The 25,014-nt window shown below is 58.2% G+C and carries 21 protein-coding genes; 17 read left to right on the top strand and 4 right to left on the bottom strand.

Annotated elements, in window-relative coordinates; all coding sequences use genetic code 11:
* Nucleotides 1–39: 39 nt before the first annotated feature.
* Nucleotides 40–1,071 carry a dTDP-glucose 4,6-dehydratase gene (gene rfbB / locus PYTT_RS12585; RefSeq protein WP_067775001.1) on the bottom strand — a complete coding sequence of 344 codons (1,032 nt, stop codon included), beginning with the start codon at nucleotides 1,069–1,071 and terminating at the stop codon, nucleotides 40–42.
* 146 nt (nucleotides 1,072–1,217) lie between these two features.
* Here rfbB and PYTT_RS12590 point away from each other — a divergent pair, with 146 nt between their 5' ends.
* A complete protein-coding gene (locus PYTT_RS12590; protein WP_067774998.1) occupies nucleotides 1,218–2,417 on the top strand; it encodes a DUF418 domain-containing protein in 1,200 nt (399 codons plus the stop codon).
* Between the two features lie 46 nt (nucleotides 2,418–2,463).
* Nucleotides 2,464–2,991, top strand: a complete 528-nt coding sequence (locus PYTT_RS12595; RefSeq protein WP_067774995.1) for a cob(I)yrinic acid a,c-diamide adenosyltransferase — start codon at nucleotides 2,464–2,466, stop codon at nucleotides 2,989–2,991.
* 58 nt (nucleotides 2,992–3,049) lie between these two features.
* Here PYTT_RS12595 and PYTT_RS13145 read toward each other — a convergent pair whose 3' ends face one another.
* Complete coding sequence (locus tag PYTT_RS13145; protein WP_083076643.1) at nucleotides 3,050–3,328, bottom strand: DUF3892 domain-containing protein; 279 nt, start codon at nucleotides 3,326–3,328, stop codon at nucleotides 3,050–3,052.
* A gap of 607 nt (nucleotides 3,329–3,935) precedes the next feature.
* Here PYTT_RS13145 and PYTT_RS12600 point away from each other — a divergent pair.
* The 5 genes from PYTT_RS12600 to rpoN all read left to right on the top strand — a co-directional run bounded on the left by PYTT_RS12600 (nucleotide 3,936) and on the right by rpoN (nucleotide 8,340).
* On the top strand, nucleotides 3,936–4,775 hold the full coding sequence (locus PYTT_RS12600) for a deoxyribonuclease IV (RefSeq protein WP_067774992.1): 840 nt from the start codon (nucleotides 3,936–3,938) through the stop codon (nucleotides 4,773–4,775).
* Between the two features lie 34 nt (nucleotides 4,776–4,809).
* Nucleotides 4,810–5,313 (top strand): methylated-DNA--[protein]-cysteine S-methyltransferase, encoded by a 504-nt coding sequence (locus PYTT_RS12605; RefSeq protein WP_067775101.1) that lies wholly within the window; start codon nucleotides 4,810–4,812, stop codon nucleotides 5,311–5,313.
* A 32-nt stretch (nucleotides 5,314–5,345) separates the two neighbouring features.
* The gene (locus PYTT_RS13630; protein ID WP_067774989.1) at nucleotides 5,346–6,476 is read left to right on the top strand and encodes a hypothetical protein; all 1,131 of its coding nucleotides are present in this window, start codon (nucleotides 5,346–5,348) and stop codon (nucleotides 6,474–6,476) included.
* Nucleotides 6,477–6,489: 13 nt separating this feature from the next.
* Complete coding sequence (locus tag PYTT_RS12615) at nucleotides 6,490–6,897, top strand: acyl-CoA thioesterase (RefSeq protein WP_067774986.1); 408 nt, start codon at nucleotides 6,490–6,492, stop codon at nucleotides 6,895–6,897.
* Between the two features lie 105 nt (nucleotides 6,898–7,002).
* Complete coding sequence (gene rpoN / locus PYTT_RS12620; RefSeq protein WP_067774983.1) at nucleotides 7,003–8,340, top strand: RNA polymerase factor sigma-54; 1,338 nt, start codon at nucleotides 7,003–7,005, stop codon at nucleotides 8,338–8,340.
* A 10-nt stretch (nucleotides 8,341–8,350) separates the two neighbouring features.
* Here the strand turns inward: rpoN and PYTT_RS12625 are convergent, their stop codons facing one another.
* Complete coding sequence (locus PYTT_RS12625) at nucleotides 8,351–10,597, bottom strand: NPCBM/NEW2 domain-containing protein (protein ID WP_083076638.1); 2,247 nt, start codon at nucleotides 10,595–10,597, stop codon at nucleotides 8,351–8,353.
* Nucleotides 10,598–10,608: 11 nt separating this feature from the next.
* Between PYTT_RS12625 and PYTT_RS12630 the strand changes: the two genes are divergently transcribed.
* From PYTT_RS12630 to PYTT_RS12650, 5 genes are read left to right on the top strand one after another with little or no spacing between them, the layout of a single operon-like run.
* Nucleotides 10,609–11,145: a Fur family transcriptional regulator gene (locus PYTT_RS12630; protein ID WP_245741044.1), complete on the top strand. Its 537-nt coding sequence runs from the start codon at nucleotides 10,609–10,611 to the stop codon at nucleotides 11,143–11,145.
* A gap of 26 nt (nucleotides 11,146–11,171) precedes the next feature.
* Nucleotides 11,172–11,918, top strand: coding sequence for a Fe-S cluster assembly ATPase SufC (sufC, locus tag PYTT_RS12635; protein WP_067774979.1), 747 nt, complete (start codon nucleotides 11,172–11,174; stop codon nucleotides 11,916–11,918).
* A gap of 7 nt (nucleotides 11,919–11,925) precedes the next feature.
* Entirely contained in the window at nucleotides 11,926–13,329 is a 1,404-nt protein-coding gene (sufB, locus tag PYTT_RS12640) for a Fe-S cluster assembly protein SufB (protein ID WP_067774977.1), read from the top strand.
* Nucleotides 13,330–13,350: 21 nt separating this feature from the next.
* Entirely contained in the window at nucleotides 13,351–14,463 is a 1,113-nt protein-coding gene (locus PYTT_RS12645) for a SufB/SufD family protein (protein ID WP_067774975.1), read from the top strand.
* Nucleotides 14,464–14,472: 9 nt separating this feature from the next.
* Complete coding sequence (locus tag PYTT_RS12650) at nucleotides 14,473–15,180, top strand: ComF family protein (protein WP_067774972.1); 708 nt, start codon at nucleotides 14,473–14,475, stop codon at nucleotides 15,178–15,180.
* A gap of 54 nt (nucleotides 15,181–15,234) precedes the next feature.
* Here the strand turns inward: PYTT_RS12650 and PYTT_RS12655 are convergent, their stop codons facing one another.
* Complete coding sequence (locus PYTT_RS12655; protein WP_067774969.1) at nucleotides 15,235–18,501, bottom strand: SGNH/GDSL hydrolase family protein; 3,267 nt, start codon at nucleotides 18,499–18,501, stop codon at nucleotides 15,235–15,237.
* Nucleotides 18,502–18,682: 181 nt separating this feature from the next.
* On the opposite strand from PYTT_RS12655, the gene PYTT_RS12665 reads away from it, so the two are divergent.
* The 5 genes from PYTT_RS12665 to PYTT_RS12685 are packed head-to-tail and all read left to right on the top strand — an operon-like array spanning nucleotide 18,683 to nucleotide 24,974.
* Nucleotides 18,683–19,129 (top strand): acyl-CoA thioesterase, encoded by a 447-nt coding sequence (locus PYTT_RS12665; protein WP_067774966.1) that lies wholly within the window; start codon nucleotides 18,683–18,685, stop codon nucleotides 19,127–19,129.
* 10 nt (nucleotides 19,130–19,139) lie between these two features.
* On the top strand, nucleotides 19,140–20,585 hold the full coding sequence (locus PYTT_RS12670; RefSeq protein WP_067774963.1) for a rhomboid family intramembrane serine protease: 1,446 nt from the start codon (nucleotides 19,140–19,142) through the stop codon (nucleotides 20,583–20,585).
* A gap of 23 nt (nucleotides 20,586–20,608) precedes the next feature.
* Nucleotides 20,609–22,060 (top strand): rhomboid family intramembrane serine protease, encoded by a 1,452-nt coding sequence (locus PYTT_RS12675; protein WP_067774960.1) that lies wholly within the window; start codon nucleotides 20,609–20,611, stop codon nucleotides 22,058–22,060.
* On the top strand, nucleotides 22,057–23,280 hold the full coding sequence (locus PYTT_RS12680) for a tetratricopeptide repeat protein (RefSeq protein ID WP_067774957.1): 1,224 nt from the start codon (nucleotides 22,057–22,059) through the stop codon (nucleotides 23,278–23,280). The genes PYTT_RS12675 and PYTT_RS12680 overlap by 4 nt, the downstream gene beginning before the upstream one ends.
* On the top strand, nucleotides 23,277–24,974 hold the full coding sequence (locus PYTT_RS12685) for a rhomboid family intramembrane serine protease (protein WP_067774954.1): 1,698 nt from the start codon (nucleotides 23,277–23,279) through the stop codon (nucleotides 24,972–24,974). The genes PYTT_RS12680 and PYTT_RS12685 overlap by 4 nt, the downstream gene beginning before the upstream one ends.
* Nucleotides 24,975–25,014: the final 40 nt, after the last annotated feature.

Raw genomic sequence — 25,014 nt, forward strand, 5'->3', positions numbered from 1 at the left:
CTGGCATCGGATGTTCCGGCGCCAGTTTTGCGTAGGCGATCAAACGCCAAGTCCTTCGCGGCCGGGGCCGAGATACCATTCCACCGTCTTCGCCATGCCGGAAGCGAACGATTCCTCCGGCTGCCATCCCAGCTCCGCCTGCAGCTTCGACGCATCGATCGCATAGCGGCGGTCGTGGCCGGGCCTGTCTTCCACGAAGGCCAGCAGCTCGGCATGCGGGCGGCCGCAGGCGCGGGGGCGCAGCGCGTCCAGCAGAGAGCAAATCGTCCCCGCAATGGCGAGATTCGTCATCTCGGCATTTCCTCCCACGTTATACGTCTCTCCCGCACGGCCGCGGTGATACACCGCATCTACCGCCTTGCAGTGGTCGAGCACGTACAGCCAATCGCGCACATTCAGCCCGTCCCCGTAAATGGGAATCGGCCTCTCCGCCAGAGCGTGCCGGATCACCGTCGGAATCAGCTTCTCGCGGTGCTGCTTCGGGCCGTAATTGTTCGAGCAATTGGAAGTCGTCACATCCATGCCGTAGGTATGGAAATACGAACGCACCAGCAGGTCGGATCCCGCCTTGCTCGCGGAATAGGGGGAATTCGGCGCATACGGGGTCTCTTCCGTAAACAGCCCCGTCTCGCCCAGGGAGCCGTACACCTCGTCCGTCGAAATATGGTGGAAACGGCATCCCTCGTAACCGGGCTTCCAGCGGTTGGGAGCTTCCATCCAGTGCCTCCGGGCTGCATCCAGCAGCGCAAACGTACCGGTCAGATTCGTGCGGACGAATGCCGCCGGGCCGGAAATGGAATTGTCCACATGGCTCTCCGCCGCAAAATGGATCACTCCCCGAATATCCCGGTCCCGAAACAGGGCATCGACAAACGGCACATCCGCAATATCCCCTTGCACGAAAGAATAATTCGGCAAGACATCGCATTCCCTCAAATGGGCCGCATTGCCGGCATACGTCAGCAGATCCAGATTCACCACCTCGTATTCCGGATGGAGAGCCGCAAAGAACGGAACGAAATTGGAACCGATGAATCCCGCTCCGCCCGTGATGAGAACCGTACGCTTCATATGGACAACATGGTGAGGACAGCCTGCCTTATGTACGCTGCCAGAATAGCAGGACAGGCGGAAAAAAGCAAACCGAAAGGTTCCTTGAGGGCTTTGAAGAGATGCGCGAGTGAAAGAAAGGCACTCCGCACGGCGTATTTCAACGCATGACCGACTTGCTGCCTCCGTTAAACAAACGGCTGGATGTCGTCGATGCCCTCAGGGGATTCGCCCTGATGGCCATCGTCATCCTCCACAGCCTGGAACATTACAACCTGTACTGCATCCCGGAAGGCATGCCCGACTGGCTCAACATGCTCGATCTGGGCGTCTGGGAAACGACCTTCTTCCTGATGGCGGGCAAGGCCTATGCCACCTTCTCCCTGCTCTTCGGCTTCAGCTTTTACATCCAGTTCCGCAACGAACAGGCGCGCGGCGGCGACTTCCGGAGGCGTTTCGCATGGCGCATGTTCCTGCTCTTCCTCTTCGCCCAGTTCCATTCGCTGTTCTACAACGGGGATATCCTTTTGCTGTACGCCGTCGCCGGGCTGCTCCTCATTCCCGTTTGCCGGCTCAAGGACAAAACCGTCTTCATCATCGCGCTGGCATGCCTCTTCCAGCCCTTCGAATGGGGGCGAGTCCTGTATTCCCTGTTCCACTCCGGCTACACGCCGCTCTCCGACGGCTATATCACCTACAAGCAGCTGGCCCTTCCGGTCATGAAAGACGGCAATTTCCTCGAACTCCTCCGATCCAACATCTGGCACGGGCAGCTTTACAGCAACTTCTGGCAGGTCGAACACGGCCGCCTGTTCCAGACCGTCGGACTCTTCATGTACGGCCTGCTTCTGGGAAGACGGCAGTACTTCATCCCGAGCGCACAATCCGTCCGCCGCTGGAGAACCGTATGTACGGTTTGCGCCGCCGCCTTCGGCCCGCTGTGGTACATCAAGGAAAGCATGGGCGATATGCTTCACACCGCCGGACTGGACAGGCTGTCCGTACCCATGGATACCATCGTCATGTCGTGGTTCAATATCGCCTTCATGGGGCTGCTCGTCGCCGCATTCACGCTCGCTTGGTTCCGGACGAACGGCCTTCGTATCCAGCGCTTCATCATCCCCTATGGCCGGATGAGCCTGACCAACTACATCACGCAGTCCATCATCGGCGTCTTCCTGTACTACGGCTACGGCCTCGGCCTGTACAAAACGACGGGGGCTACGGTCACCTTCCTCATCGGCCTCGGCATTGTGGGTCTCCAGCTCTTCTGGAGCCGCCGGTGGCTGGCAAGGCACAAGCAAGGCCCCTTTGAAACCATCTGGAGCAAGGGAACATGGCTCGGCCATCAGCGCAACCGGGCGTAAGCACTCGAACCTTGACATTCGGTCACGGACTTCCTAGCATTCCCTCATGGCATCCAAGCGCATCCTCATCATCACCGGAGACGGCAAGGGCAAAACGACCTCCGCCTTCGGCATGGCTTTGCGCGCTATCGGACATGGGAGAAAAGTATCCGTCATCCAGTTCATCAAGCACGACGGAGGGTATGGAGAAGTAGCCGCCCTGCGCCGTTTCCCCGAAGCGGAAGTCGTCTGCTCTGGCCTCGGATTCACGCCGAAGCAGCCGGACTCCCCCCAGTGGGAGAAACACCGCGCCGCCGCCCTTTCCGGCTGGGAACTCGCCCGGCAACGCATGGCCGACGATGAAACATCCGTCATCATCCTCGACGAATTCTTCTACCCCGTCCGGTATGGATTGATTGATGAAAACGAAGCCTGCAAAGCAATCGCCGCCCTGCCCGAAGGAAAAACGCTCATCATGACCGGGCGCAACGCCCCGGAATCCCTCATGGCACTTGCCGACACCGTAAGCAGCATCGGTTGCATCCGCCACGCCCTTCAACAAGGCACCCCGGCGCAGGAGGGGTTTGAATACTGAAAAAGCAGCCTATTCTTATTGGAATAGGCTGCCTGTAATTGTCTTACATAAGACAACCTTATACTCGCGGCAATTTCAAAAGATTGTCGTCCTTCGTATCGTTTGGTTCTGATCGGACGTATTTTTCCCCTTTGGGACTGACAACTGCAATTAATTTGGGATAACTAGGTCCAATATTCACAGTAACTACATTTTCGTCTTTGACGAAATCATGTACTGCTGCTTTAGTATAAAAACCTTCCTTATTTACTCCTTCGAGATAAATTTCAGAGATTTCCAGCGTGGACTTCGGAGATGTACATCCGTCTTTTAACTTAATTTTCGTGGCTTTGGCCATAATGTTATTATATTATGTCTTACTGCCGGATTGACATCATCTGGATGAACTTGTAAAAAGCGTTCAGCGATTCAGCTAAACTGATGACATTTTCTGCATAAGACTTGTTTTCAGAAATAGAAGGATGGAGTTCCAAGCTCCATCCTTTTTTATTCCGACAGAAAAAAACTATCATTTCGGTGAATTGATGTCAAGAAATTATTTGTCATTTTAATTTGTTTGAGAATTAATTTAAATTTTTCACTTACGACTAATAAGAAATATAATCTCAAAAATTGACTTTTTCATGGAGTATGGCATATTCTCGTTCATGTGTATTTATTGTACCCGTCCGGAAGTACATTATACCTTTTCGGAGTGCGTGAGTTGTACTTCTACTCACATAATACTTTGAGTACATGTAAAATCATATCTGTCAAAGGGTATGAAAATGGAAATCGAAGACGATATATGTCGCATTCCTCACGGAGTGCGTGGATTGAAACTTATTTGTCGTCCGTGATAAATGGTACAATCTGCCCAGTTGAATTATACTTCGACTGGGCAGATATACTGAATAACATGCTTGTGACAATTGTAAATATATTATATAATGGTACATCAAAGTATGCTAAAAATCGGTTGCCATCTATCCTGCGCGAAGGGCTTTCTTGCCATGGGCAAGGCGGCCACATCCATCGATGCAAATACCTTCCAGTTCTTCACGCGCAATCCGCGCGGTGCTTCCGCCAAGAAGCTGGATGATCGCGATGTGGAGCAATACCGAGTCTGGGCATTGGAGCATCATTTCGCACCGGCACTGGCGCATGCCGCCTATACGATGAATGCCAGCGCAGCGACCGAGCATCTGCGTACCCTCGTCCGCGAGACGATGGCGGACGATCTGGCCCGTCTTGAATCCATCCCCGGCAGCCTGTACAATTTCCATCCCGGCAATCATGTGAATCAGGGGGTAGAGGCCGGGATCGAATGGGTGGCCGCCGCGCTGAACGAGATACTGAAGCCGGAACAGGCCACAACGGTGTTGCTCGAAACCATGTCCGGCAAGGGCAGCGAGATAGGCAGGGAGTTCGAGGAGCTGCGCGAGATCATGGACCGCGTCGGGCATCGGCATCTTCTCGGAGTGTGCCTCGATACCTGCCACGTCTGGGATGCGGGATACGATATCGCGGGCGATCTCGACGGAGTGCTGGAGCATTTCGACCGTGCGATCGGGTTGGAACATTTGCAAGCCATTCACCTGAACGACAGCCAGAATCCGCGCGGCAGCCGCAAGGACAGGCATGCAACCATCGGCGAAGGCCATATCGGACTCGATGCGCTGGCCCGCATCATCAATCACCCCGTATTGCGCCATCTTCCCTTCTATTTGGAAACGCCCAACGATCTCGCCGGACACGCCCGCGAGATCGCCATGCTCCGGAAACTTTACCGGGACGATGTTTGAACGGAAACATGACGATCCAACATCCAATGAATATATGACCGTTTACCGCGATACAGCTTTGGGATTCATCGGCATCGAGTCGGATGGAAGGGCCGTCGTACGCGTCGTGCTGAATCCTCCCCTGTCCTGCCATGATCAGCCTCAGGCAGAGGGAGATTCCATCATCGAAGAGGCATTCCGCCAGCTGGAACTGTATGCCGCCGGAGAACTGGAGTCGTTCGACCTGCCGCTGTCGCCGCAAGGCACACCGTTCATGAAGAAGGTGTGGGATGCCCTGCTCCGCATTCCCTATGGGCAAACGGCCTCTTACCGCGACATCGCCGAGGAGATCGGTTCGCCGAAGGCATGCCGTGCCGTCGGCATGGCCAACCACCGGAACCCCATCCCCATTTTCATTCCCTGCCACCGCGTGATCGGCTGCCGGGGAGAGCTGACAGGGTACGCCGGAGGCCTCGCGATGAAGCAGCGGCTTCTCGACCGGGAGCAGCGCGCTTTCCTGTTACATACTTGTGACGGGGAACTCTTTGCCTCTCCTTGACATCCATTCGGAGCAACGATACAATACCGCCCATGAATCAGGGACCCCAATGGTGGAAAAGCGGCCTCATCGCCGTACTGGCGCTCGGAGGCGTCTGCATGGTTTCCTATCCGACAGCCTTGTTCTCCTCCGGTCGGCCTGCCGATTCCCTTCCGTTCCAGATGTTTATCGGTCTGGCGGTGATTGTGCTTGCCATGGAGGCTCTGGCATGGTTCGGCAAAGCCCGCAACATGACGTGGTTCGCCGGTCTGGTCATCGCCTGGCTGCTGGTTTATCTGTCTCTGCCCATTCTGTACCTGATGGCTCCCGAATATGTGTTCCCGACGCATGATGCGGAAGATATCATGATGGCGCGCGGCCTCGGCCTGCTGACTTTGTTCATCGCCTTCAGCGCCTTCATCCGCATTATGGTACTGCCCATGATGGCTCCTCCGCGTGACAAGGTGTCCACCGAGGACGCCCAGCCCATCGACTCCATCGCACCTTCACGCGGTAAGACAATCCAGACAATCCTTCAGGAACAGCCCAAAGCTCAGGCGAGGTTCCTCTTCGGCATGTCCGACCGCGAGCTGGTGCAGCGCTGGGGGGTGCTGGCGCAGGCCATGTTGAGCATTTCCCGCACACGGACGCGGCAGACGCTTGTGCTGCTCGCCATTCTCGTCATCTGGCCCTTCGCCTTCTGGCTGGGTTCCGGCGGTTCCGAAGGCGCCATGCGCCGCGATGTCGCCGCCCTGCGCGAATATACGCATGCATCCGGCGGCCGAAAGCTCGCCACGAACCGCGCCGTCCATGCAGCTCTCCGCATTTTCCACGAGGCCGACGCCAACCAGCTTTTCACCGGCAAGACACGCAAGGAAATCAACGATTTTCTCGAACTGGACAAAATGAACCCCGAGTACCGCGCACAGGTGCTTTCCCCGGGACTTGAAGAAGGTGCTTCCCGTGAGAAATTCCTTTCTCTCGACGATGGACAAAAACAGACGGGCCTTGAACTGAACTGGGATACCATGGGCGCGCGCAAGGACCGCATCGTGAATATCGATGCAGCCTGGAGCACGATTCCCGTATGGCTGGCACGCGAACGCCACGAACCGAAGGTCTGGAACGCCATTTCCACCGATACGGGTTGGAACCCGCCGCGCAAGAAGGAAGAAGAATTCTGACCTGTTTCCCCGTATGCCGCCATTCACCCATCATCGAAGGATCTCCTTTTACGAGACGGATGCCGGAGGCATCGTCCATTTCTCCAATTATCTGCGCTTTGCCGAAGAAGCGGAGCTGCAGGCTCTCCTCTCGCTCGGACTGGCTGCCTACCCTTCGCCCTACATGCTGCCCCGCGTCCATGTGGAGGCGGATTACCATCTTCCGCTGCATTTCAACGATGAGATTGCCGTCGAAGCCATTTTCGACCGCATCGGCAACAGCTCCCTGCACTGGCGGTTCGACATCCGCCGCGGCGGCGACCACTGCGCCCAGGTGCGCATCGTGACAGTTCGCACCGGAAAGCAGGAGGAAAACGGCGGGTTCGCCGTCGTACCCTACACCGAAGAGGAGAGGGAAAAATTCCGCACCCTGCTTGCCTGATCTTCTTTCAGGTAGAAACGGGCATGGCGTTCCATCCTGCCATTGTTTCGCTTTTGACGCAGAATCCCCTTTTCGCTTCATGCCTCATCCGGTATAGTGCCGGGGATGAGTCATGCGGGCATGCAGCAGGGAATGAAGCAGTCCATGGTGGCGGGAGCCTCCATGCAGCTCTTCATGCGCACCCTGCAGGCTTCATCCATGGAGTTGTCGCAGATCGTGCAACAGGCCATGGCGGCCAATCCCGTGTTGGAGGAAGATACGCCCCGCGAGGATCCCCGGCACGATGACGACGGCTGGGAAGCATCGTCCCCTTCGGACGGTACAGCCGCTGCCGAACGCCACGAGTTGCTCATGAATTCGCTCAGCGAAGAACTTTCCCTGACCGAGCATCTTGAAGAACAGGTCGCCCGTTCAGGCATCGCTCCCCCGATCGCACGGGCGGCTCTGGATTTGATCGGCGAGCTGGACCATCGGGGCTTTTTCGAAGACAGCCCTGAAGAGATAGCCGTCCGCAACGGCATTGCCCCGAAAATTCTGGAGGAAGCCCTTGGCATCGTGCAGGATCTCGACCCTCCGGGCGTCGGGGCGCGCGATCTGCGGGATTCCCTGTTGATCCAGCTCCGGCAGGCTGGGGAGGAGGATTCCCTGCCCGGCCGCCTTCTGCGTGACTGCTGGGATGATCTGGTACGCCACCGCTATGCGGATGCCTCACGCACCCTCGGCGCGGACGAGGACGAGATACAGGCTGCCGTACAGCGCATCACTCGCCTGAACCCCGATCCGGGAGCAGGCTTCGCCCGCGAGGCGAACCCGTCCGTCACGCCCGACCTGATCGTCGAAAAAGGCAAGAACGGCGGCTTGCACGTCTCCCTGACGGGCGAACACATTCCGAAACTCTCCATCAGCAGCGCCTACCGCGAGATGTTGTCCGAACATGCCGAGGATGCGGAACTGCGTGCCTACCTAAGCCGCTGTTTCCGGGAAGGGCGCGAGTTCATCAAATCCATCACCGACAGGCAGGAAACCATTCTGACGATCGCCCGGGAAATCGTCCGGCGGCAGGAACCCTTCTTCCTCGAAGGGAAGGACCATCTCGCCCCGATGCGAATGGAAGACGTGGCGCATGCACTGGAGATTCATCCCTCCACCGTCTCCCGCGCCGTCAGCCACAAATACCTGTTGTGCAGCCACGGCATCTACGAACTGCGCTCGTTCTTCCAGACTGCGCTGCCGCAGCACGACGGAGACGGCGACGCGCTCAGCCCGCAGGCCATTCAGGCGCGCATCAGGAAGCTCGTCGACGAGGAGAATCCCGCCAAGCCCCTGAGCGATGCCAAGATAGAAGCCGCCCTCGCAGCGCAAGGCGTTACCGTGGCGCGGCGAACCATCGCCAAGTACCGCGACCAGATGAAAATCCTTCCGGCCAGCCTTCGCAAGCGGTGAGGCCGTTCCGTCAGGAATCGATCCGCACGCAATCCTTTTCAGCCGAGGGCTTTCCCTGCCGGATATACGTATTGCCCTTCACCGTCACCTTGTCGGCATGGTGGGAGCGCACGGCTGTGCCGCCCTTCAGTTCGAAACGGTTGTTTTCGATCCTGATATTGCTGTGCACGGGGCCTTCGGATTTTGTTGCGTGCGGATTGATGTGAATGACAGGTTCGGCGCATTCCACAAAGGTATTGCCCCGGATCGTCATATCCTTCACCATGCCCGATTCGTACCAGCCGGAAGCATCATCCTCCACCAGAATGCCGGGCATGCCCGTGCGGATGAACCGGCAGTTCTCGACCACCACCGGGCGGCGCGTCGTCAGCAGGAATCCCCGCGTCGGAATATGGCGCACCGTCGTTCCGGAGACGTGGACGGAGGGCGTCCACGTCACGTTCTCCAGAGCATCGGTCGGACGTATGCCGGAGGGAGCGGGCTTTTGCAAGGTGAGGGCCATTTTCCTGTCGTCGAGCCTGTCAACCTTCTGCACCTTGTTCGAGCCGAAGGACACAAGGCTGTCTCCCCGGATGAATTCAACCTCGTCGCCGGGGTGGAAACCGTCGATACCGAATGTCTGGGGATGCATGAACTGCACTACGACCTTGTTCGGAGCGGGCTGCTGCACGATGCGGAGATGGGTGCCGTGTACGTTGATGGCATCGTCGTGCGCAGCGGAAAGAAAACAGTCGCGCACGGAGATGCGCCCCTTGCAGCCCGAGAAATGCAGAATGTCCGCCCATGTCACGTTCGTGCGGGGAGAACCCTTGCGCGGCGCGACATTCAGGCGATCGAAGCTCAGGTTCTCGCAGAACTGGGAGACGACCCCCATGCCGTGGATGGCATGGATCGAGCAATCCTTCCACTTCAGATTGCGGCTGTTTCTTTGCAGGAAACCGACGCAGTCGCGCGTAATATCCCGGTTCTGGACGACCTGCCCCGGTTTGAGCGTCGGCGAACCGGAGAGGTAATGCACGCGGAGCCTGCCGGGAGAGAGTTCTTCGATGCGGGTGCCGTTGGGCGAGAAGGAGCCGGAGAATACGCCCTGCTCCGGGTCGAACACCTTCATGTAGCCTCCGAGCGGGAACTGCCAGCCCGGCCCTTTCCATGTCAGCTTGCCGTCGTTCAGTTCGTACCCGTAGTCGGGAGCGATGGAGATATCCATCGTTTGCCCGTCGATGGATTCGACCTTGAATTCGCAGACGGTGGGATGCAGGTAGTCGAAGGTCAGGCCTTCCAGAGTGACGCCGTCGCAGCCGTCCGCCATCATGTAGATCGACTTGCCTGCGAGCAGAATCTCGGCTCCCTTGCCTTCCAGCCGTACGTTTTTCATCCCGTCGAGCCGCAGGGCGATGCTTTTCGGCTGGTAGGGCCTGTCGTTCGTGTTGGAAATATGCAGTTTGTCCGTCGCCAGATTGCCGTAGGCGAACACATGCCTCCCCGGAAGAAATCTCAAAGTGATATTGTCCTTCTCCGTGCCGCAGCCGGAGGCAATCAGGGAATAATCGTGCGTGCCGGGAGCAATCACCAGCGTATCGCCCGGCGCCAGCGTCAGGGCATTCGCCGGAGCCATGCTCTTCCATGCCTTGCCGGAGGAAAGTCCGCTCGCCCGGTCGTCGCCGCGTTGCGGATCGATGTAGCGAACCGTATTCCCTTTGGAAAGCGTGCGCCGGGAGGCAGCGGGGTAAACCGTCTCATCGTTGGAAGATTCTCCGGGATTCATCCATACCGGAACCGCCCCATCGTAAACAAGGCGTGCATTGCCCCAGTTCGCGTGGTCGAAATCCCTGCCGTCTCCCCCGTCGTCCACTTCCAGTTCGAGGCGGCGCACGCCTTGCAACGGTACGTCAACCGATACCGGCTCATCGCCTCCCTTGAGTATGCCGCTCTCGAAAAGCGTTTTGCCGTTGCCCTTCACCCGGAACCGAACCGTCCCCTTCGCCTGGGAGGCATCCACGCCTACCTCCGCCAGAAAGCGGCCGGCCTTGCCGTCGAGCTTCAGCGTACCTGCGGAGGGTGCATGCGTGCCAAGCCCCCGTTCAAAAGTCCTGCCGCCGATTCTCATGGCTTCTCCGGAGACGGATTTCCCCGGCCGAACCGGGCGGCCTTCCCACCCGCAAGTCATCGCCGTGCCGGGAAGGCTGTCGAGCTGCGTTTCCTGTACTGCGGCATTTGCCTGCAAACTGCAACCGCATAATAATAGAAAGCGTATCATGCCGGTATCGTATGCGTCTGGCCGTTGTGGCACAAGAAAAAACGTCTTATCGTCAGCGAAAACTTGATTTTCATTCTAAAAAAGACTACATTCGTGCAGAAATTCAGGCCATGAACTCTTCATCTTTCCCCATCTCCGCAGCCAAACGCAAAGATTCCATCCTGCCGACGGTTTCAGGATTGCGCCTTACCCGCCAGCGGCAGGAAGTGTATCAAGTGTTGATGGACAAGCGCGACCACCCTACTGCCGCCGAAGTTTTCCGCCGTGCGAAACTGCGCCTGCCGTCCATTTCTCTGGCCACCGTTTATAACTGTTTGGAAGCTTTGGTCAAACATCGCCTTGTAAGACAGGTAAATTTTGATCGGGAACCGTCCCGTTATTGTCCCAACCTTGTAGAACACGGACACTTTCAGGATATCGACACCGGCATCATCCACGACATCACGCTGAAACCGGGCGTATTGCTGGAAGATGTGATCGATCTGCCTCCGGGCGCCTGCGTGAACGAGGCGGAAATCACCCTCCGCGGTTCCATCGTCAAACCATAGACATTTTCACATCATTCCACACAAGCATGAGTCTCATCATTCAAGATCTGCACGCCAACGTCCACGGGACGGAAATCCTGAAGGGAATCAACCTCGAAATCCCCAAGGGAGAAATCCATGCCATCATGGGGCCGAACGGCTCCGGCAAAAGCACCCTCTCCAAGGTGCTGTGCGGACATGAAGATTACGAGGTCACGGGCGGCAGCGCCACGATGGACGGCCACGACCTGCTCTCCATGAGCGTGGACGAACGCAGCCGCGCCGGGCTGTTCCTCGCCTTCCAGTACCCCGTCGAAGTGCCGGGCGTCACCAATGCCAACTTCCTCCGCGCCGCCATGCAGGCCCGCATGCCCGAAGGAGAAGAGCTGGATGCCGTCGCCTTCTACAAGACACTGTATGCGAAGATGGACAAACTCGGCATGGCCCGCAAGTTCACCTCCCGCGCCGTGAACGAAGGCTTCTCCGGCGGTGAAAAGAAGCGCAACGACATCCTCCAGATGATGATGCTCGAACCGACATACGCCATTCTGGACGAAACCGACTCCGGGCTGGATATCGACGCCCTCCGCATCGTCTCCGAAGGCGTGAACTCCATGCGCTCGCCGATGCGCAGCTTCCTCGTCATCACGCACTACAAGCGGCTGCTCGAATACATCAAGCCGGATGTGGTGCATGTGCTGTCGGACGGCAAAATCGTCCGCACGGGCGGCTACGAGCTGGTGGACGAGCTGGAAGAGCACGGCTACGAGTTTCTGAAAAACACGGAACAATAAAGTCTTCATGGACGAATCACCATTCAGTTTCGACTCGGCGAAGGGGAACTTCTCCTTCCCGGAAAAACACAAGTACGACGCCGGGTACGGCCTGACGCCCGACACCGTCGATTACATCGTCAACGTCAAGGGAGAAAAGGACTGGATACGCGAATTCCGCCAGAACGCCCTCCGCAAATTCGAGGAAATGCCCCTGCCCACCCACTGGGCCACGAAAGACCTCGAAAAGATCGACTTCTCCGCCATCCGCTACTACCTCGCCCACGGCGAACGCCCCAAGAAAAGCTGGGACGAAGTGCCGGACGAAGTGAAGCGCACCTTCGAACGCCTCGGCGTACCCGAACAGGAACGCGCCTTCCTCGCAGGCGTGGACGCGCAGTACGACTCGGAAACGGCGTACAACAACATGAAGGAAGAACTGCAGAAGCAGGGCGTCATCTTCGTGAACTCCACCGAAGGACTGATGGAGCATGAAGAAATCTTCCGCCCGTGGTTCGGCAAGGTCATCCCCGTGGGCGACAACAAATTCTCCGCGCTGAACAGCGCCGTCTTCTCCGGCGGCTCGTTCATCTACGTGCCCAAGGGCGTGAAGCTCAAGCACCCGCTGCAAGCCTATTTCCGCATCAATTCCGAGAACTTCGGCCAGTTCGAACGCACGCTCATCATCGCGGACGAAGACTCCGAAATCATGTACATGGAAGGCTGCACGGCTCCGCAGTTCGATACCTCGACCCTGCATTCCGCCGTCGTCGAACTCGTCGCGATGAAAAACGCGAAGATTCAATATGTGACCGTCCAGAACTGGTCATCCAACGTCTTCAACCTCGTCACCAAGCGCGGACTCGCGCACGAAGGCGCGGAAATCCGCTGGATCGACTGCAACATCGGTTCCGGCCTGACGATGAAATACCCCGGCGTCGTGCTGAAAGGCCGCCGGGCGCGCGGCGAAGTCATCTCCATCGCCCTGGCCAACACCGGGCAGCATCAGGACACGGGCGCGAAAATGATCCACGCAGCCGACGAAACCACCTCCAACGTCGTCTCCAAATCCATCAGCATCGGCACGGGCCGGGCGAGCTACCGCGGCCAGGTCGTCATCCCCAAGGGATTGAAAGGCTGCAAAAACAACACGGAATGCGATGCCCTGCTCATCAACACCGACAGCCGGACGGACACCTACCCCGCCATCAGCGTGACGGGCAACCGCAGCGCGGTGCAGCACGAAGCCTCCGTCTCGCAGGTCTCCGAAGAAATGCTCTTCTACATGCAGCAGCGCGGCCTGTCGCGAGCCTCGGCCATGTCCCTCGCCGTCAACGGATTCATCAACGAACTCGTCAAGGAATTCCCGATGGAATACTCCGTGGAGCTGCGCCGCCTGATCGACCTCGAAATGGAGGACAGCATCGGTTAACCCTTTCCGGCACCTATCACGATGAATGACGCTCTGAACCACTTCCGCCAGCAGGCCGCCTCCCGCGCCGAAACTCTTGCCGCCCCGGACCGCCTGAATGAAGACTGGCGCTACGGACGCCCCGCCGCGTATGCGGCCGCCGTGCTTGACCGCCTGCAAACGCCGCCCCCTGTGGCGGACGAAGCCGTAACCGCCACGCTGGCAGGCCCCGTACTGCCGGGAGTCAGCATCCAGCCGCTCGGCAAGCCCGAAGAGCTGGAACACCTCGCTTCCGTCCACTCCATCGGCTCCGGCAGAATCCTCGCCATGCAGCAGAGCCTGCCCGTCTGCGGCCTCTGCATCTCGATCGCCCCCGGCTGCATCGTCGAACACCCCATCGAAATCACCTGCACCGTACGCGGAGAGATGGGACTGCTCTCCCCTTCCATCCTCATCCTGATGGGTGAAGGCTCCAAAGCCACGATCCGGGAAATCCACCGGGGAGACGGCGGCAACAGCCAAATGATCGTCGGCGTGCAGAAAGCCGTACTTGCGCCGCATGCCTCCCTTTCCTACGAACTGGTGCAGGAACTCGGCAGCACGGGCCGCGCCATGGAAATAGCCGAATACAGGCTGGCCGAAGGCGCAACCCTCAACCAGCTCACGCGCCACCTCCACACGGAATGGGCGCGGCAGGAAACGACCTGCGTGCTTACCGGACGCGAAGCCCGTGCCGAACTCTTCTCCGCCAATGCGGTAGACGGCAGCCGTGTACTCGACCAGCGCACGCGGCAGATACACTCCTCGCCGGGAGCATACAGCAACCTTCTGTACAAAAACGTCGTGGGCGACACAGCCACGGCTACCTTCGCCGGCATGATCCTCGTGGAGCCCGGAGCCCATGAGACGGACGCCTACCAGGCCAACCGCAACATGATGCTCAGCGAACAGGCTTCCATCAACTCCCTGCCCGGCCTCGAAATTCTGGCGGACGGAGTCAAATGCTCGCACGGCAGCGCCACCTCCCCGATGGATGAAGAACAGCTCTTCTACCTCCAATCCCGGGGCATCCCGGAAGAACAGGCGCAGCGGCTCGTCGCAGAAGGCTTCCTGCATGATGCGGTCGTCCGCTTTCGCGGCGAAACCGGAGAATAGCGGCTTGCCATGCTCGACTGGATCTTTCCCCGCATCTGCGCCCTGTGCGGGGAACCCTCCGGTACGGCATATTCCCTTTGTCCTGCGTGCATGGATGCGTTGCCGCGCGTCGAAGCTCCGGTATGCCTTCATTGCGGCACGCCGTTACCCGGAGCATCCGCCCAGGCCGAAATGTGTGCCGAGTGTTCGGAGCATGAACGTACATTCGATTTTGCCCGCTCGACCCTGTCGCGCAGCGAAGAGGCACGCAGGCTCATCATCGACCTGAAATACCACGGCAGAAACCACCTCGTTCCGGCGCTCGCCGATCTGATGTCCGGGACGCTTCAAACCGATCCTCTTCTGCGGACAACGGCGTGGACGCTCGTCCCCATCCCGATGACTTCCGGCAGAATGCACAGGCGCGGCTACAACCAGTCCCTCCTGCTGGCAAAATCGCTTGGAAAACGCCTCGGTTTCGGCATGGCCGAACCTCTCGTCCATCTCCGCGACGCCATGAGCCAGACGGCTCTTCTCAAGCAGGAACGCGCCCGGCATGCCGACACGGTGTACCGGGTATCGCCAGCCTATGTTGCCGGCAGAAAAACAATCCCTGCCCACCTGCTGCTGATCGACGATGTATTCACCACAGGAGCAACGGCGCGGGCATGCGCCCGGCAGCTCCGCCGCCTCCCGGATGTCCGCACCGTCGCCGTTCTGACGCTGATGCGAGCCTGAAAAACGCCCGGCCTCCTTTCGGAAACCGGGCATCGCAAATGCGGCAATACCGCATCAGGCCTTTCTGCGGCGTTTCCACATCAGCCCGAGGAGGCTCATCATGCCGAGCGCAGGCGCCGACGGTTCGGGAATGGAGGCTTCGCGCGTCAACATGATCGTACCGTCCACCGCGAGATTCGCCGCATCCACCGTGTACAGGCTGCGGTCGAACACCAGCTGGGCATTCTCCAGCTTTTGGTAATCCTCAGCCCGGGCCATGTCAAACAGCTTGTAGCTGCGGCTGTCTCCTTCGGCCATGGATTCTCCGTCCAGCACATTCAGAACCAGCTTCAGGGAAGAATCGTTCATCCGGTCGAACGTGCCGGAAATGCGGATCATGTCCGACTGGTCGACCGAACGCGCTGCCGCCGTGGCAAGATCCAGCATGCAGGAAACATTCCCCAGCACAAGGCCGGAGTTGAATTGAATCGTGCCGATCTCGCCGTTGGCGGCCGCTTGCAGATTGCCCTGCACCATATTCACGATGGAAGAGAACGAACCCGTGCCGCCGATCGTGCCGCTTTCGACCTGGACGGAGCCGCCGACCTGCGCATTATTGAGCAGGATGGAACCGTTCTTCACCGTGATCGAGCCGGAACCCGTGGCTCCGTTGGCAGCGACGATCAGAGTACCGTCGTTCACAGTCGTGCCGCCGCTGTATGTACTGGCAGCAGACAGGGTAAGGGAACCCTTGCCCGCCTTACTCAATGCGCCGGACTGACCCGATTCATTGGCGATCGCCTGGGCGATCGTAACGTTGAAACCGTTGGTATCCACCGTTCCGCCTTTCGCGCTGATGGCGATGCTGCTGGCGGAAATCATGTTCGCATGGTCCTGCCGGGCTTTCAGCGTGCCTCCGTCGAAATGCACGTTGCCCGTCATATTCGTACTCTTGCGAAGAATCGAGACTGCTTCCACCGTGCCTCCGTCGGCAATGTACAGGTTGGACGTAAAGCCCGACGAAACCGCATTGGAATGCCCCAAGCCGATCGTCTCTGCCACCAGCACGCCGCCGTTGCGTACGGTCACATCCGTATCCTGCCGTACGCCGATATTGAATGTGTTCGCGACCGAGAACCGGCCACCGTCTTCCACCGTCAGCATATCCTTGCGCCCGGCTACCTTCTGGTTGCCCAGATTGACCGACACTTTGCTTTCCAGCCAGCTTCCTTCGCCCGTAACCAGAATGGCGCTATTGGTGGCGTTCGCCCCCGTCGTCCATGTGCCTGCGGAGAACTCGCCCACACCCTGCACCGTCAAATGCGCGCCCTGCGATACCTTCAGCGTGGCCGACGAAACGTCGAAACGCCCGGACGCAATATTGATCTCCGTATCTCCCGTCACTTCCAGCGTACCGGCCTTCACATTGCTGGTAGCGATGGAATTCTGGCTGGATGAAATCGAACCGCCCTGCACCGTCAGCGTTCCGGCGCCCTCCTTCGTGAAATTGGTTCCGGAAGCGGCCTGCAGCGCATCGAACACGGCATTGTTGCCGTTCGTATTGACCGTCAGATTACCCAGAGCCGACACCGTACCTGCATGAATGTCCGGCGACACGAGCCTGATCGTGGCCGCAGATGAAAAACCGACATTGTCTCCCTGATGGAATTGCCCGTCCGAAGAACTCCAGCTGCCACCCGTACCGATGCCCCAATCACCCGAAGAAGAACCTGTCCATGTATTCATCGACGATGCACCGGGCAGTGCGTAAGACGGGCGCGCCCCGCTCAAGGTATCGGGAGCCCATGCCCCGGTTTCCGACCAGTAGATGCCTCCAAGCGCCCCATAGGCCGCCGAGGATGAATTGGCCTGTCCGATATAAAAGCCGTTGATGGCCGCACCTGTGGAGCCGGACAGCGCTTCGCCGATCAGCATGCCGTTGCGCCAGACATAATACCCGGCCGCCACGCCGCCGCTCGCAATGTAGGCGATGCGGAAATCTGCCATTTCAGCAGATTGCGAACCGCCGTACAACATGGTATTCCCCCAGAAAACGCCGTTCTCGCGAATGTCGAGCTGCAGACCGGAAGACGCGGAAGTATTGCCGAACCCGATCGTCATCTGGTTGCCGAACACGCCGGAGGTCAATTGAAGGCTGACTTCAAGCGTGCGTTCGGCGATGGTGTTGCCGCTCCATTGCCATGACAGGCGCGTCGGATCCGAAGAACCCAGCGGAGCCGTAAATACGAACAGATCGCTGGGTGACGAAGAGCCCGTCGCCGTCAACTGCCGGGCGGCCACATGGGAACCCTGCACAGCCAAAGACGAACCGCCGGAAGACGAGTCCGGCAGGGAGGACATATTCTGCCGGATGAATTTGGAAGCATCGACAACGGCGACTCGCGCCTTGCCTGCCGTCCTCTGCCCCGTACCCATCGCTTCGGCCAGATTGTTGGCAAAAATCATCGATCCTTGAGCTTCCGGATGCACACCATCGGTCGTCATGGTCACAGGATCAAAGCCGATGCTGCCGTCGAACACCTTGACTTGCGAATTCCCGTTGTTCCATGAATCGCCGACGGCCATCAGCATATCGTTGATGACCTTCTTCTCGGCGGGGTAACGCCCCGTCTGCTTCGCCGTATCGACCGGAAGCACGGTACTGATGTAGAAATTGGCATTCGGATTCGCCTCACGGTACATCTCGACCATCGCCTTGATATTCGCGACCGTCTGCTCCGGAGTCGTATTGTTCACGGGGTTTCCGAAATGGTCGTTGATCCCGACCATGATCACGATCGTATCGGGCTTATAAGTTGACAAAGCGGGAAGATCCTTATTCTTGAAATGCCCGGAACCGTCGTCCCACGCCGTCCCCTTCCATCCGTCCGGCAGAGTCGTATCGAGCGCGGCGCCGCCGGGTGTCGTGGAAACCCAATTCCTGATGTAGCCTCCGCCTCGCGTACCTCCGTAATCGGGAATCTGGTCTCCCGCCTTGAAATCTCCGATCAGAGCGCCGGAATACCAGCTGGCATGGCCCTCGTGCATGCCGATGAAATTCTGTCCCTGATAGAGGGAGTTGACTCTTCCGGAATTGCGGGAACCGACCATCTGGAAATCTTTGGAACCGGACACGGCGGCTGTATTGGTGCCGTTCGTCTTATCCTGGTAACCGTTGTCAAGGAACGATTTCCAGATACTCTTGCGGTAATCCGCACGTTCCGTAATGGAATCGCCTACAAAGGCGATATTACCCAGATAGGGTGTATCCGCACCCAGCAGGGACGGCAGGATTCCCGTATAGCACGAGAAGAAAACGACGCATGTCGAGAGAGGTTTCATCGTCAAGATACAAGTTGGTTATTATCACGAAAAATACCATGAATTTTGCAGAAAAAGCATATTGAAATGGCATATTTCATCCAAATCAGAATAGCATATACGACGAGGAATGCAATGCATCTTTTCGGAAAATTCGGAGATTCATCATTGGACACTTCCTTCTTGACTCGCAAACGGAAACATGCCATCCTGCCACGCAGTGATTCCCGACAACATCTCCCTCAAAACCGCCGTACAGGTCATGTTTTACGATACGGACTGCGGCGGAGTCGTCCACAACCTCGCCTACCTGCGCTGGATCGAAGAATGCCGCACCAAGCTTGCCACAAAAATAGGCATGGACTACCTGACGCTGACGAAGGACAACAAATACACCGTCGTCGTGCGCCATGAAATCGACTACATCTTCCCCGCCGTACTGGCCGATCAGATCGAAACGATGGGCTGGCTGGAAAGCGTCGACCGCGCCTCGCTGTGGTTCCGCTTTGAAGTGCGCCGCCCCTCCGACGGCAAACTCTGCGTGCGAGCGCGGCAGCGGCTGGCCCTCGTCCAGATGCCCGAAGCCCGCCCGTGCAGGCTCCCGGCCGAATGGAAAAACCTCATCCCCCCAAACCACACTACCGCTTGATCTCCTCCCCATGGATACCTATGAATACAAAAACTCCCCCTCGGCAGAGCCGCAGGGGCCGTTTCCTCTCGACCTCCTGCCGGAACTCCGCCAAAAGGGCTATCTCGGCCCCGGTTCCTTCATTCGCGAGAACGGCGGCGAATGGGTGAGCGCACGCGGCATAGGCATTCCTCTTTTCTATCCTGCCGCCTCCCGCAAGGCGGCTTGGATGCTCGTTGCACTGCTCTGGTTCCTTTGGCTGCTGACAAACAACTGGCACATGCCTGTGGACGCACAGACGGGCAACGGCCAGCCCAATATCTGGACCTTCACCGTCGACCACCAGTGGTGGCGGCTCCTGACAGGAACCTTTCTCAGCCCCGGCGCGGTACCCCTGTGCCTCGCCACGGGGCTGATCCTCCTCATGGGGCCGTTCATCACCCCCTTTCTTGGCACCGCCGGATTCCTCCTGCTTTATGTTCTGTGCGGCATCGGCGGCAGTTTCGCCGTGCTGGAGTGGTACATTCCCCACTTCGGTTCTACGGAGGATATCGTTTCCCTGTACGAATACCAAAGCACGCCCGTGCCAGGCATCGTGTCCGCCGCCTACGGGCTTCTTGGTGCGGCGCTGGTGCTTTGCCCGCGCCGTCCGTGCATCAGGGATAATGTGCTGGCTTGGGCGGCGTCCGTCATGATATGCACGGTCGCACTCTACTTCTTCATCGGGATCACGGATAGCATCGTCCCGTACATGCGGCTCTCTTTTCTCGGCCTGCTACTGGGAATGGCGTTTGCCTCCCCCTGTGCTCTGGTGCATGCTTTCCGGCGCAGGCAGTGCGGCAAACTTCCCCAATCGGGCCATCGTTTTCTCTCCGTTTCGTCGGCTTGCAGCCTTGCCTTGTGGCTCATTTTGGCGGGAGCGTGGATGAATTACAAACAGACGGGCAAGAACAGCGCCATCGCAGCAGAAGAAGAATCCCGCTGCTACCTGCATGGCAAAGGCAAGCCTCAGAACAATCTGGCAGCCCTCGCCAGATTGATGCAAGCGGCCCGGGCAGGCTATCCGTACGCTTATGAGGCGATTGCCTACAGCCATATGGATCATCTGCCGCCCAGACACCGCAACAAACTCCATTCTCAACAATACGAACCACGGCAATACGCCACCCTCGCCTGGCAGCTCAACCGATCACCGGAGCACCGCAAACGAGCCGTTGCATGGTTTCGGAAAGCCGCTCAATACGGTTTCCCCGATGCGGCTGCGGAACTGGGCATTGCCCTGATGAACGGAGACGGCTGCCGGCAAAATTTGAGTGAGGCCCGCCTGTGGCTCACCCATGCAAAGACGAGAAAAGCCGATGAAGCCCTCGCTCGCCTGAATGTCTACGAACGGGGGCTGAAAGAGAGCTTCTGGCAGGATTACCGCCATATAAGAAACTTTTTCCGCTCCTGCTTGGCCATGATAAAACAGGACTGATATCCCAATCCCCAACGTACGCCATGAACCCTCCCAACATATCCTCTCACGGCCACCGGAGCGGATGCCTGTACGAATACGGAAACAGTTCCAAGTCCGAACCGAACGGCCCCTTCACCCTCGATGAAATGGCTGCCCTGCGGTGCCGTGGGTATGTCTCCCCTTCCACCTTCGTGCGGATGAACGGCGGAGAGTGGCAACGCGCCTCGGAATGCGGCATCCCGATTTCCTACCCGAAGGCAGACTATCCGGCTGCATGTGTTCTCGTCCTGCTGCTGCTCGCCGTCTATTGCCTGCTGCCTTCTCCGTTTCCTTCATGGGAGCTGCACACGGCCAACGGCCAGCCCAATATCTGGACGTGCGCCGTCGATGGGCAATGGTGGCGCATCTTCACCGGCACATTCTCCTGCACGGGCATCCTCTCTCTGGGTACGGCGGCCGTCCTGATCCTCTCCATGGGAGCGCGCGTCGTCCCCTTTGTGGGGCGCATCGGCTTTCTCCTGCTCTACATGCTTTGCGGCATGGGCGGCAGCCTTGCAGCGATTGCTCTCTACATCCCGGAAATCGAAACATCCTACGGTTTGTGCCATCTGCCACTCTCGGGTGTGGTTCCGGGCTGTTACGGTCTGATGGGAGCGGCGATCGTCCTTGGAGGCTGGCGGAGTTTCTGCTCTGGTACGGTCTGGTCATGGGGAGCGATGATCATGCTGGCGACGTTTCTCGTCTGCGTGGTTTTTCCCCTGTTGTTGAGCCAACTGGCCCGTGCCACTTTCCTAATGGCAACGGCGGGCCTTCTTCTGGGCATCTTGCTGGCGCTGCCATACTACCTGCTTCACCTGAGCCGCCACGACACCCCTGTAGCTCCGCCCGGTGTGCCTATGGCTCCTTCGCGCAAAGCACGGCGGATGTGCCTTGCGGCCATCTTCATGCTGGCATGCGCCGCTCTGGCCAATTATATGGCAACGGGAAGCGAAAGCGCCATACTGGACGAAGAACGCGCTTATACGGCGGATGACGAGAAGGCCGGCGAACTTCTCATCCGGGCCGCTTCCAACGGATTCCCTTATGCCTGCGAAGCGGCGGCCTACTGCTACATGGACAGGCCTCCGCTTATTCTCCGCAACTATAGCTTCAACCTGTGCTACAATCCGCAACGCTGGACGAAACCCAGCAACCGTTCGGAAAATCCGGAACAGGCCGCCTTCTGGATGGAAAAAGCCGCCATGCACGGTTTCCCGGAAGCACAGTATGAAACGGGAAAAAACTACATGAACGGTTTCGGGGTGGACAAGGATGCCGAGCGGGCCTTATACTGGCTGAACAAGGCTGTACGACAGGGCAACCGAAGAGCCGCCGGGCAAATGATCCTCTGGAAGATTCAGGATTATCTGGAAAAGGATTCCCAATCTCTGCCGTACTGGTTGAAGAAAAGCGCAGCCATATTGCCCGAAAACCTTTACCCGGTGAAGCCATGAAAAAATACCTGTATAAGGAACATCCTGATTCTGAGCCACAAGGTCCGTTGAACGTGTGGGAGATGCAGGCATTGCGCAGCTCCGGCTCCATATCGGACGACATGCTGATTCGGCGCGTCTCGACGCGCCGCCGTAAATCGTTCATGGCCTCGCCCTGGCAGCCCGCCGCAAAATGCTGGGATTGCAAGCCACAACCCAAAGCCGATTACCTGCTCCCTCTCCTCCTGCTTGCCGCCAATATCATCCTGTTTTTCCTGTCGCCTTCGGAACGCCTGAATATGGATTTCGATGCGAAAGACACGCTGCTTCCGAACGGATGGAGCTGCATCGACCAACAGGAATGGTGGAGATTCTTCACCGGATTATTCATGACAGGCGATCCCGTATTGCTGGCCGGGAATGCCTTGCTGCTGCTGACGGTCGCCCCCCTGCTCCCGCCTGTACTCGGTAGAGGCGGGTTCCTGCTGTTCTATTTTCTTTGCGGCATTATCGGCTCCTTCACGGCAGGGGGCATCATTCTGGCATATATTCCACAAATTCGCGATTTACCTGTACCTGTATTTGCCTCGCCGATGGGGGCGGCCACATTCAGCCTCATCGGAGCTTCGATGGTTTTGCCCGTCTGGCGCGCCTGGAAAATGCCGAATGCTTTCTGGAGTATGCTCCTCTTCCTGCTTCTTCCCCTCATTCTGAAGGAAATGGAACTCATTTCCTGCATGACGGGTCTGATCGTCGGACTCGGATTGATGCTCCTCTTCAAATACTTTCCGGTATCCAAAAGATCGCTTCTTCCGTGGGCCTTCCTGATTCCGGCAGCCGCTGCCGCATCCTTTGCCGGAACCGGGATCGACACGTCACTCGACGACTATTCCGAAGGCTGGGCCTACATGCAGGGCAATGGCGTGACGAAAGATTCCCGACACGCAGCGGCATGCTGGCACAAGGCCGCCGTACAAGGGTATGCTCCGGCACAAACGATCCTGGGCATTTACGAGCTCCGTACCCGCCGCAATCCGGAACGGGCCGTGTACTGGTGGAAGCTGGCGGCAGCATCCGGAGATGTGGAAGCCCAGTACAGGCTGGGCATGGCTTACCGGAACGGTACAGGCGTTTCCCGCAACGAATCGCAGTCGAGACACTGGATCGAGCGAGCGGCGGCAAACCGTCATCGTAAAGCCGCCAATGCCTTGCAACAATCGGAAACTTCAGACAAACAATGAAACAGTATTATTACAAGGAACATGCCGAGGCTTCCCCGAAGGGGCCGTTTTCGGAGTCCAAAATGGAACGCCTCCGCAGCAAGGGCATCGTCACTCCGGAGATGCTCGTCACCGTGCAGCAGGATGGAGACTGGAAACCTGTTGCCGATGAAAAGAGCCTGCGCCCGTACCCGAAAAACAGGTATGGAGCCATCCTTCTGCTGCTCGCCGTCAATTGGCTCGTTTATTTCTTCGTATCCGACCGTTCGCCTCAAGATCAGGAGCAAACGCTGAACGGTATGGCGTCCTATTGGGCCTGCATGGAAGACCATGAATGGTGGCGGTGCCTGACTGGCCTGTTCGTGGCTCCCGATTTGGGTATTCTGATCTTTTCCTCGCTCTCCCTGCTTCTGCTTGGCGTCATGGTGGCTCCCGTGATGGGGTTCTCCGGATTTCTTCTGTTCTACATCCTGTGCGGCCTCATCAGCACCATCTTATGTCTGCCGTTGGCATCATATCCGGCTTCGTCCGACGGCATCTTCTCATGGATGCTCGCTTCCTTGTTCCTCGAGTTTCCCATTCCCGGCATGCTGGCCTCTTCCTGCGGCATCGCGTCCGCCGCGATCATTCTGTGTTCCCACCGTCGGCGTTTCGGAATCAATGCCGGCACATGGTCAGCCCTGATGCTTGTCGGCGCCGCCGCCTTCTTTGCCCTCTCTTTTTCCCAGAATGTATTCCTGTTCATCACACTGTTCGGGGCTATCGTCGGCGGTTTTCTGGCGCTTCCCGGCTTCATCAAATACAACATGTTTCTTCGCCGCGAATCCGGACAAACTGAATTCAGGATCAGCATGCGGGATCAGTGGCATCTGTCCTTTACCGTGATTGCCCTGCTTGGAATCGCAACGGCTTCCTACCTGATTAGCGGAGACAAGGGAGGCTTGGCATCCTACAAAACCGCGTGGCAATGCGGCTGGACAAACGGCGAGACGGATAATAGCCCCCAGGCAGCCGAAGCCATGCTGGCGGCGGCGAAGCGCGGTTATCCCGCCGCCTGCGAGGCGGTAGGCTACCGCTATCTCAAGGGACTCGATTATCCGCCGAACCGGAAGGAAGCCGTCAAATGGTTCACTCTGGCCGCCGAATCCGGTTATCCTCAATCGCAATATGAACTGGCGAACGCCTTCAAGGAAGGACGAGGCACGCAGGCAAGCGACGAACAGGCTTTGGTATGGCTCCGGAAATCGGCAGATGCGGGTTACGGTCCCGCCGTACAGGCGCTGGCCGTCAGCTATCTGAACGGAAGCCTCGGCATCCATGATCCGGCGAAAGGAGCGGCTCTGCTGGAACAATGCATGGCGGGCATGCGCCTGTTCGAACCGGCAAAAGAAGCCGCCTACATCCTCGGCACCCTGTATGCACGAGGCGAAGGCGTCGGCAAGGATCCGGCAAAGGCGTTCGAACTGTACACGAAAGCGGCGGAACAGGGAATGGCGGACGCCCAGTGGAAACTCGCTCTCTGCTACAAAACGGGCGAAGGTGTGGCAAGCGATCCCGTCAAGTCGATTCAATGGATGCAGAAGGCTGCAGCACAAGATCAGCCCGATGCCATCCGCACGCTGCATGCTCTCCGGAAGATGTTGCCGTTCTCCGAAGATACCACGGAAGCGGATGCCCCGAAGGAGAACCGGCCATCTCCAGTCCCTCAGGATTGACCCCGCCGTTTTCCTCCTTCATGTCCGTATTGAAGCTTGA

The organism is Neoakkermansia glycaniphila, from assembly GCF_900097105.1.
In the GTDB taxonomy this organism is placed as follows: Bacteria; Verrucomicrobiota; Verrucomicrobiia; order Verrucomicrobiales; family Akkermansiaceae; genus Akkermansia; species Akkermansia glycaniphila.

Bases quoted from the DNA above. Each gene is read 5' to 3' on its own strand.
- PYTT_RS12655 (WP_067774969.1), bottom strand. From the start codon at position 18,501: ATGAAACCTCTCTCGACATGCGTCGTTTTCTTCTCGTGCTATACGGGA.
- PYTT_RS13630 (WP_067774989.1), top strand. From the start codon at position 5,346: ATGAATCAGGGACCCCAATGGTGGAAAAGCGGCCTCATCGCCGTACTG.
- PYTT_RS12675 (WP_067774960.1), top strand. From the start codon at position 20,609: ATGAACCCTCCCAACATATCCTCTCACGGCCACCGGAGCGGATGCCTG.
- PYTT_RS12600 (WP_067774992.1), top strand. From the start codon at position 3,936: ATGCTAAAAATCGGTTGCCATCTATCCTGCGCGAAGGGCTTTCTTGCC.
- PYTT_RS12590 (WP_067774998.1), top strand. From the start codon at position 1,218: ATGACCGACTTGCTGCCTCCGTTAAACAAACGGCTGGATGTCGTCGAT.
- sufC (WP_067774979.1), top strand. From the start codon at position 11,172: ATGAGTCTCATCATTCAAGATCTGCACGCCAACGTCCACGGGACGGAA.
- PYTT_RS12650 (WP_067774972.1), top strand. From the start codon at position 14,473: ATGCTCGACTGGATCTTTCCCCGCATCTGCGCCCTGTGCGGGGAACCC.
- sufB (WP_067774977.1), top strand. From the start codon at position 11,926: ATGGACGAATCACCATTCAGTTTCGACTCGGCGAAGGGGAACTTCTCC.
- PYTT_RS12665 (WP_067774966.1), top strand. From the start codon at position 18,683: ATGCCATCCTGCCACGCAGTGATTCCCGACAACATCTCCCTCAAAACC.
- PYTT_RS12645 (WP_067774975.1), top strand. From the start codon at position 13,351: ATGAATGACGCTCTGAACCACTTCCGCCAGCAGGCCGCCTCCCGCGCC.
- PYTT_RS12625 (WP_083076638.1), bottom strand. From the start codon at position 10,597: ATGATACGCTTTCTATTATTATGCGGTTGCAGTTTGCAGGCAAATGCC.
- PYTT_RS12680 (WP_067774957.1), top strand. From the start codon at position 22,057: ATGAAAAAATACCTGTATAAGGAACATCCTGATTCTGAGCCACAAGGT.
- PYTT_RS12615 (WP_067774986.1), top strand. From the start codon at position 6,490: ATGCCGCCATTCACCCATCATCGAAGGATCTCCTTTTACGAGACGGAT.
- rfbB (WP_067775001.1), bottom strand. From the start codon at position 1,071: ATGAAGCGTACGGTTCTCATCACGGGCGGAGCGGGATTCATCGGTTCC.
- PYTT_RS12630 (WP_245741044.1), top strand. From the start codon at position 10,609: ATGCGTCTGGCCGTTGTGGCACAAGAAAAAACGTCTTATCGTCAGCGA.
- PYTT_RS12595 (WP_067774995.1), top strand. From the start codon at position 2,464: ATGGCATCCAAGCGCATCCTCATCATCACCGGAGACGGCAAGGGCAAA.
- rpoN (WP_067774983.1), top strand. From the start codon at position 7,003: ATGAGTCATGCGGGCATGCAGCAGGGAATGAAGCAGTCCATGGTGGCG.
- PYTT_RS12685 (WP_067774954.1), top strand. From the start codon at position 23,277: ATGAAACAGTATTATTACAAGGAACATGCCGAGGCTTCCCCGAAGGGG.
- PYTT_RS13145 (WP_083076643.1), bottom strand. From the start codon at position 3,328: ATGGCCAAAGCCACGAAAATTAAGTTAAAAGACGGATGTACATCTCCG.
- PYTT_RS12670 (WP_067774963.1), top strand. From the start codon at position 19,140: ATGGATACCTATGAATACAAAAACTCCCCCTCGGCAGAGCCGCAGGGG.
- PYTT_RS12605 (WP_067775101.1), top strand. From the start codon at position 4,810: ATGACCGTTTACCGCGATACAGCTTTGGGATTCATCGGCATCGAGTCG.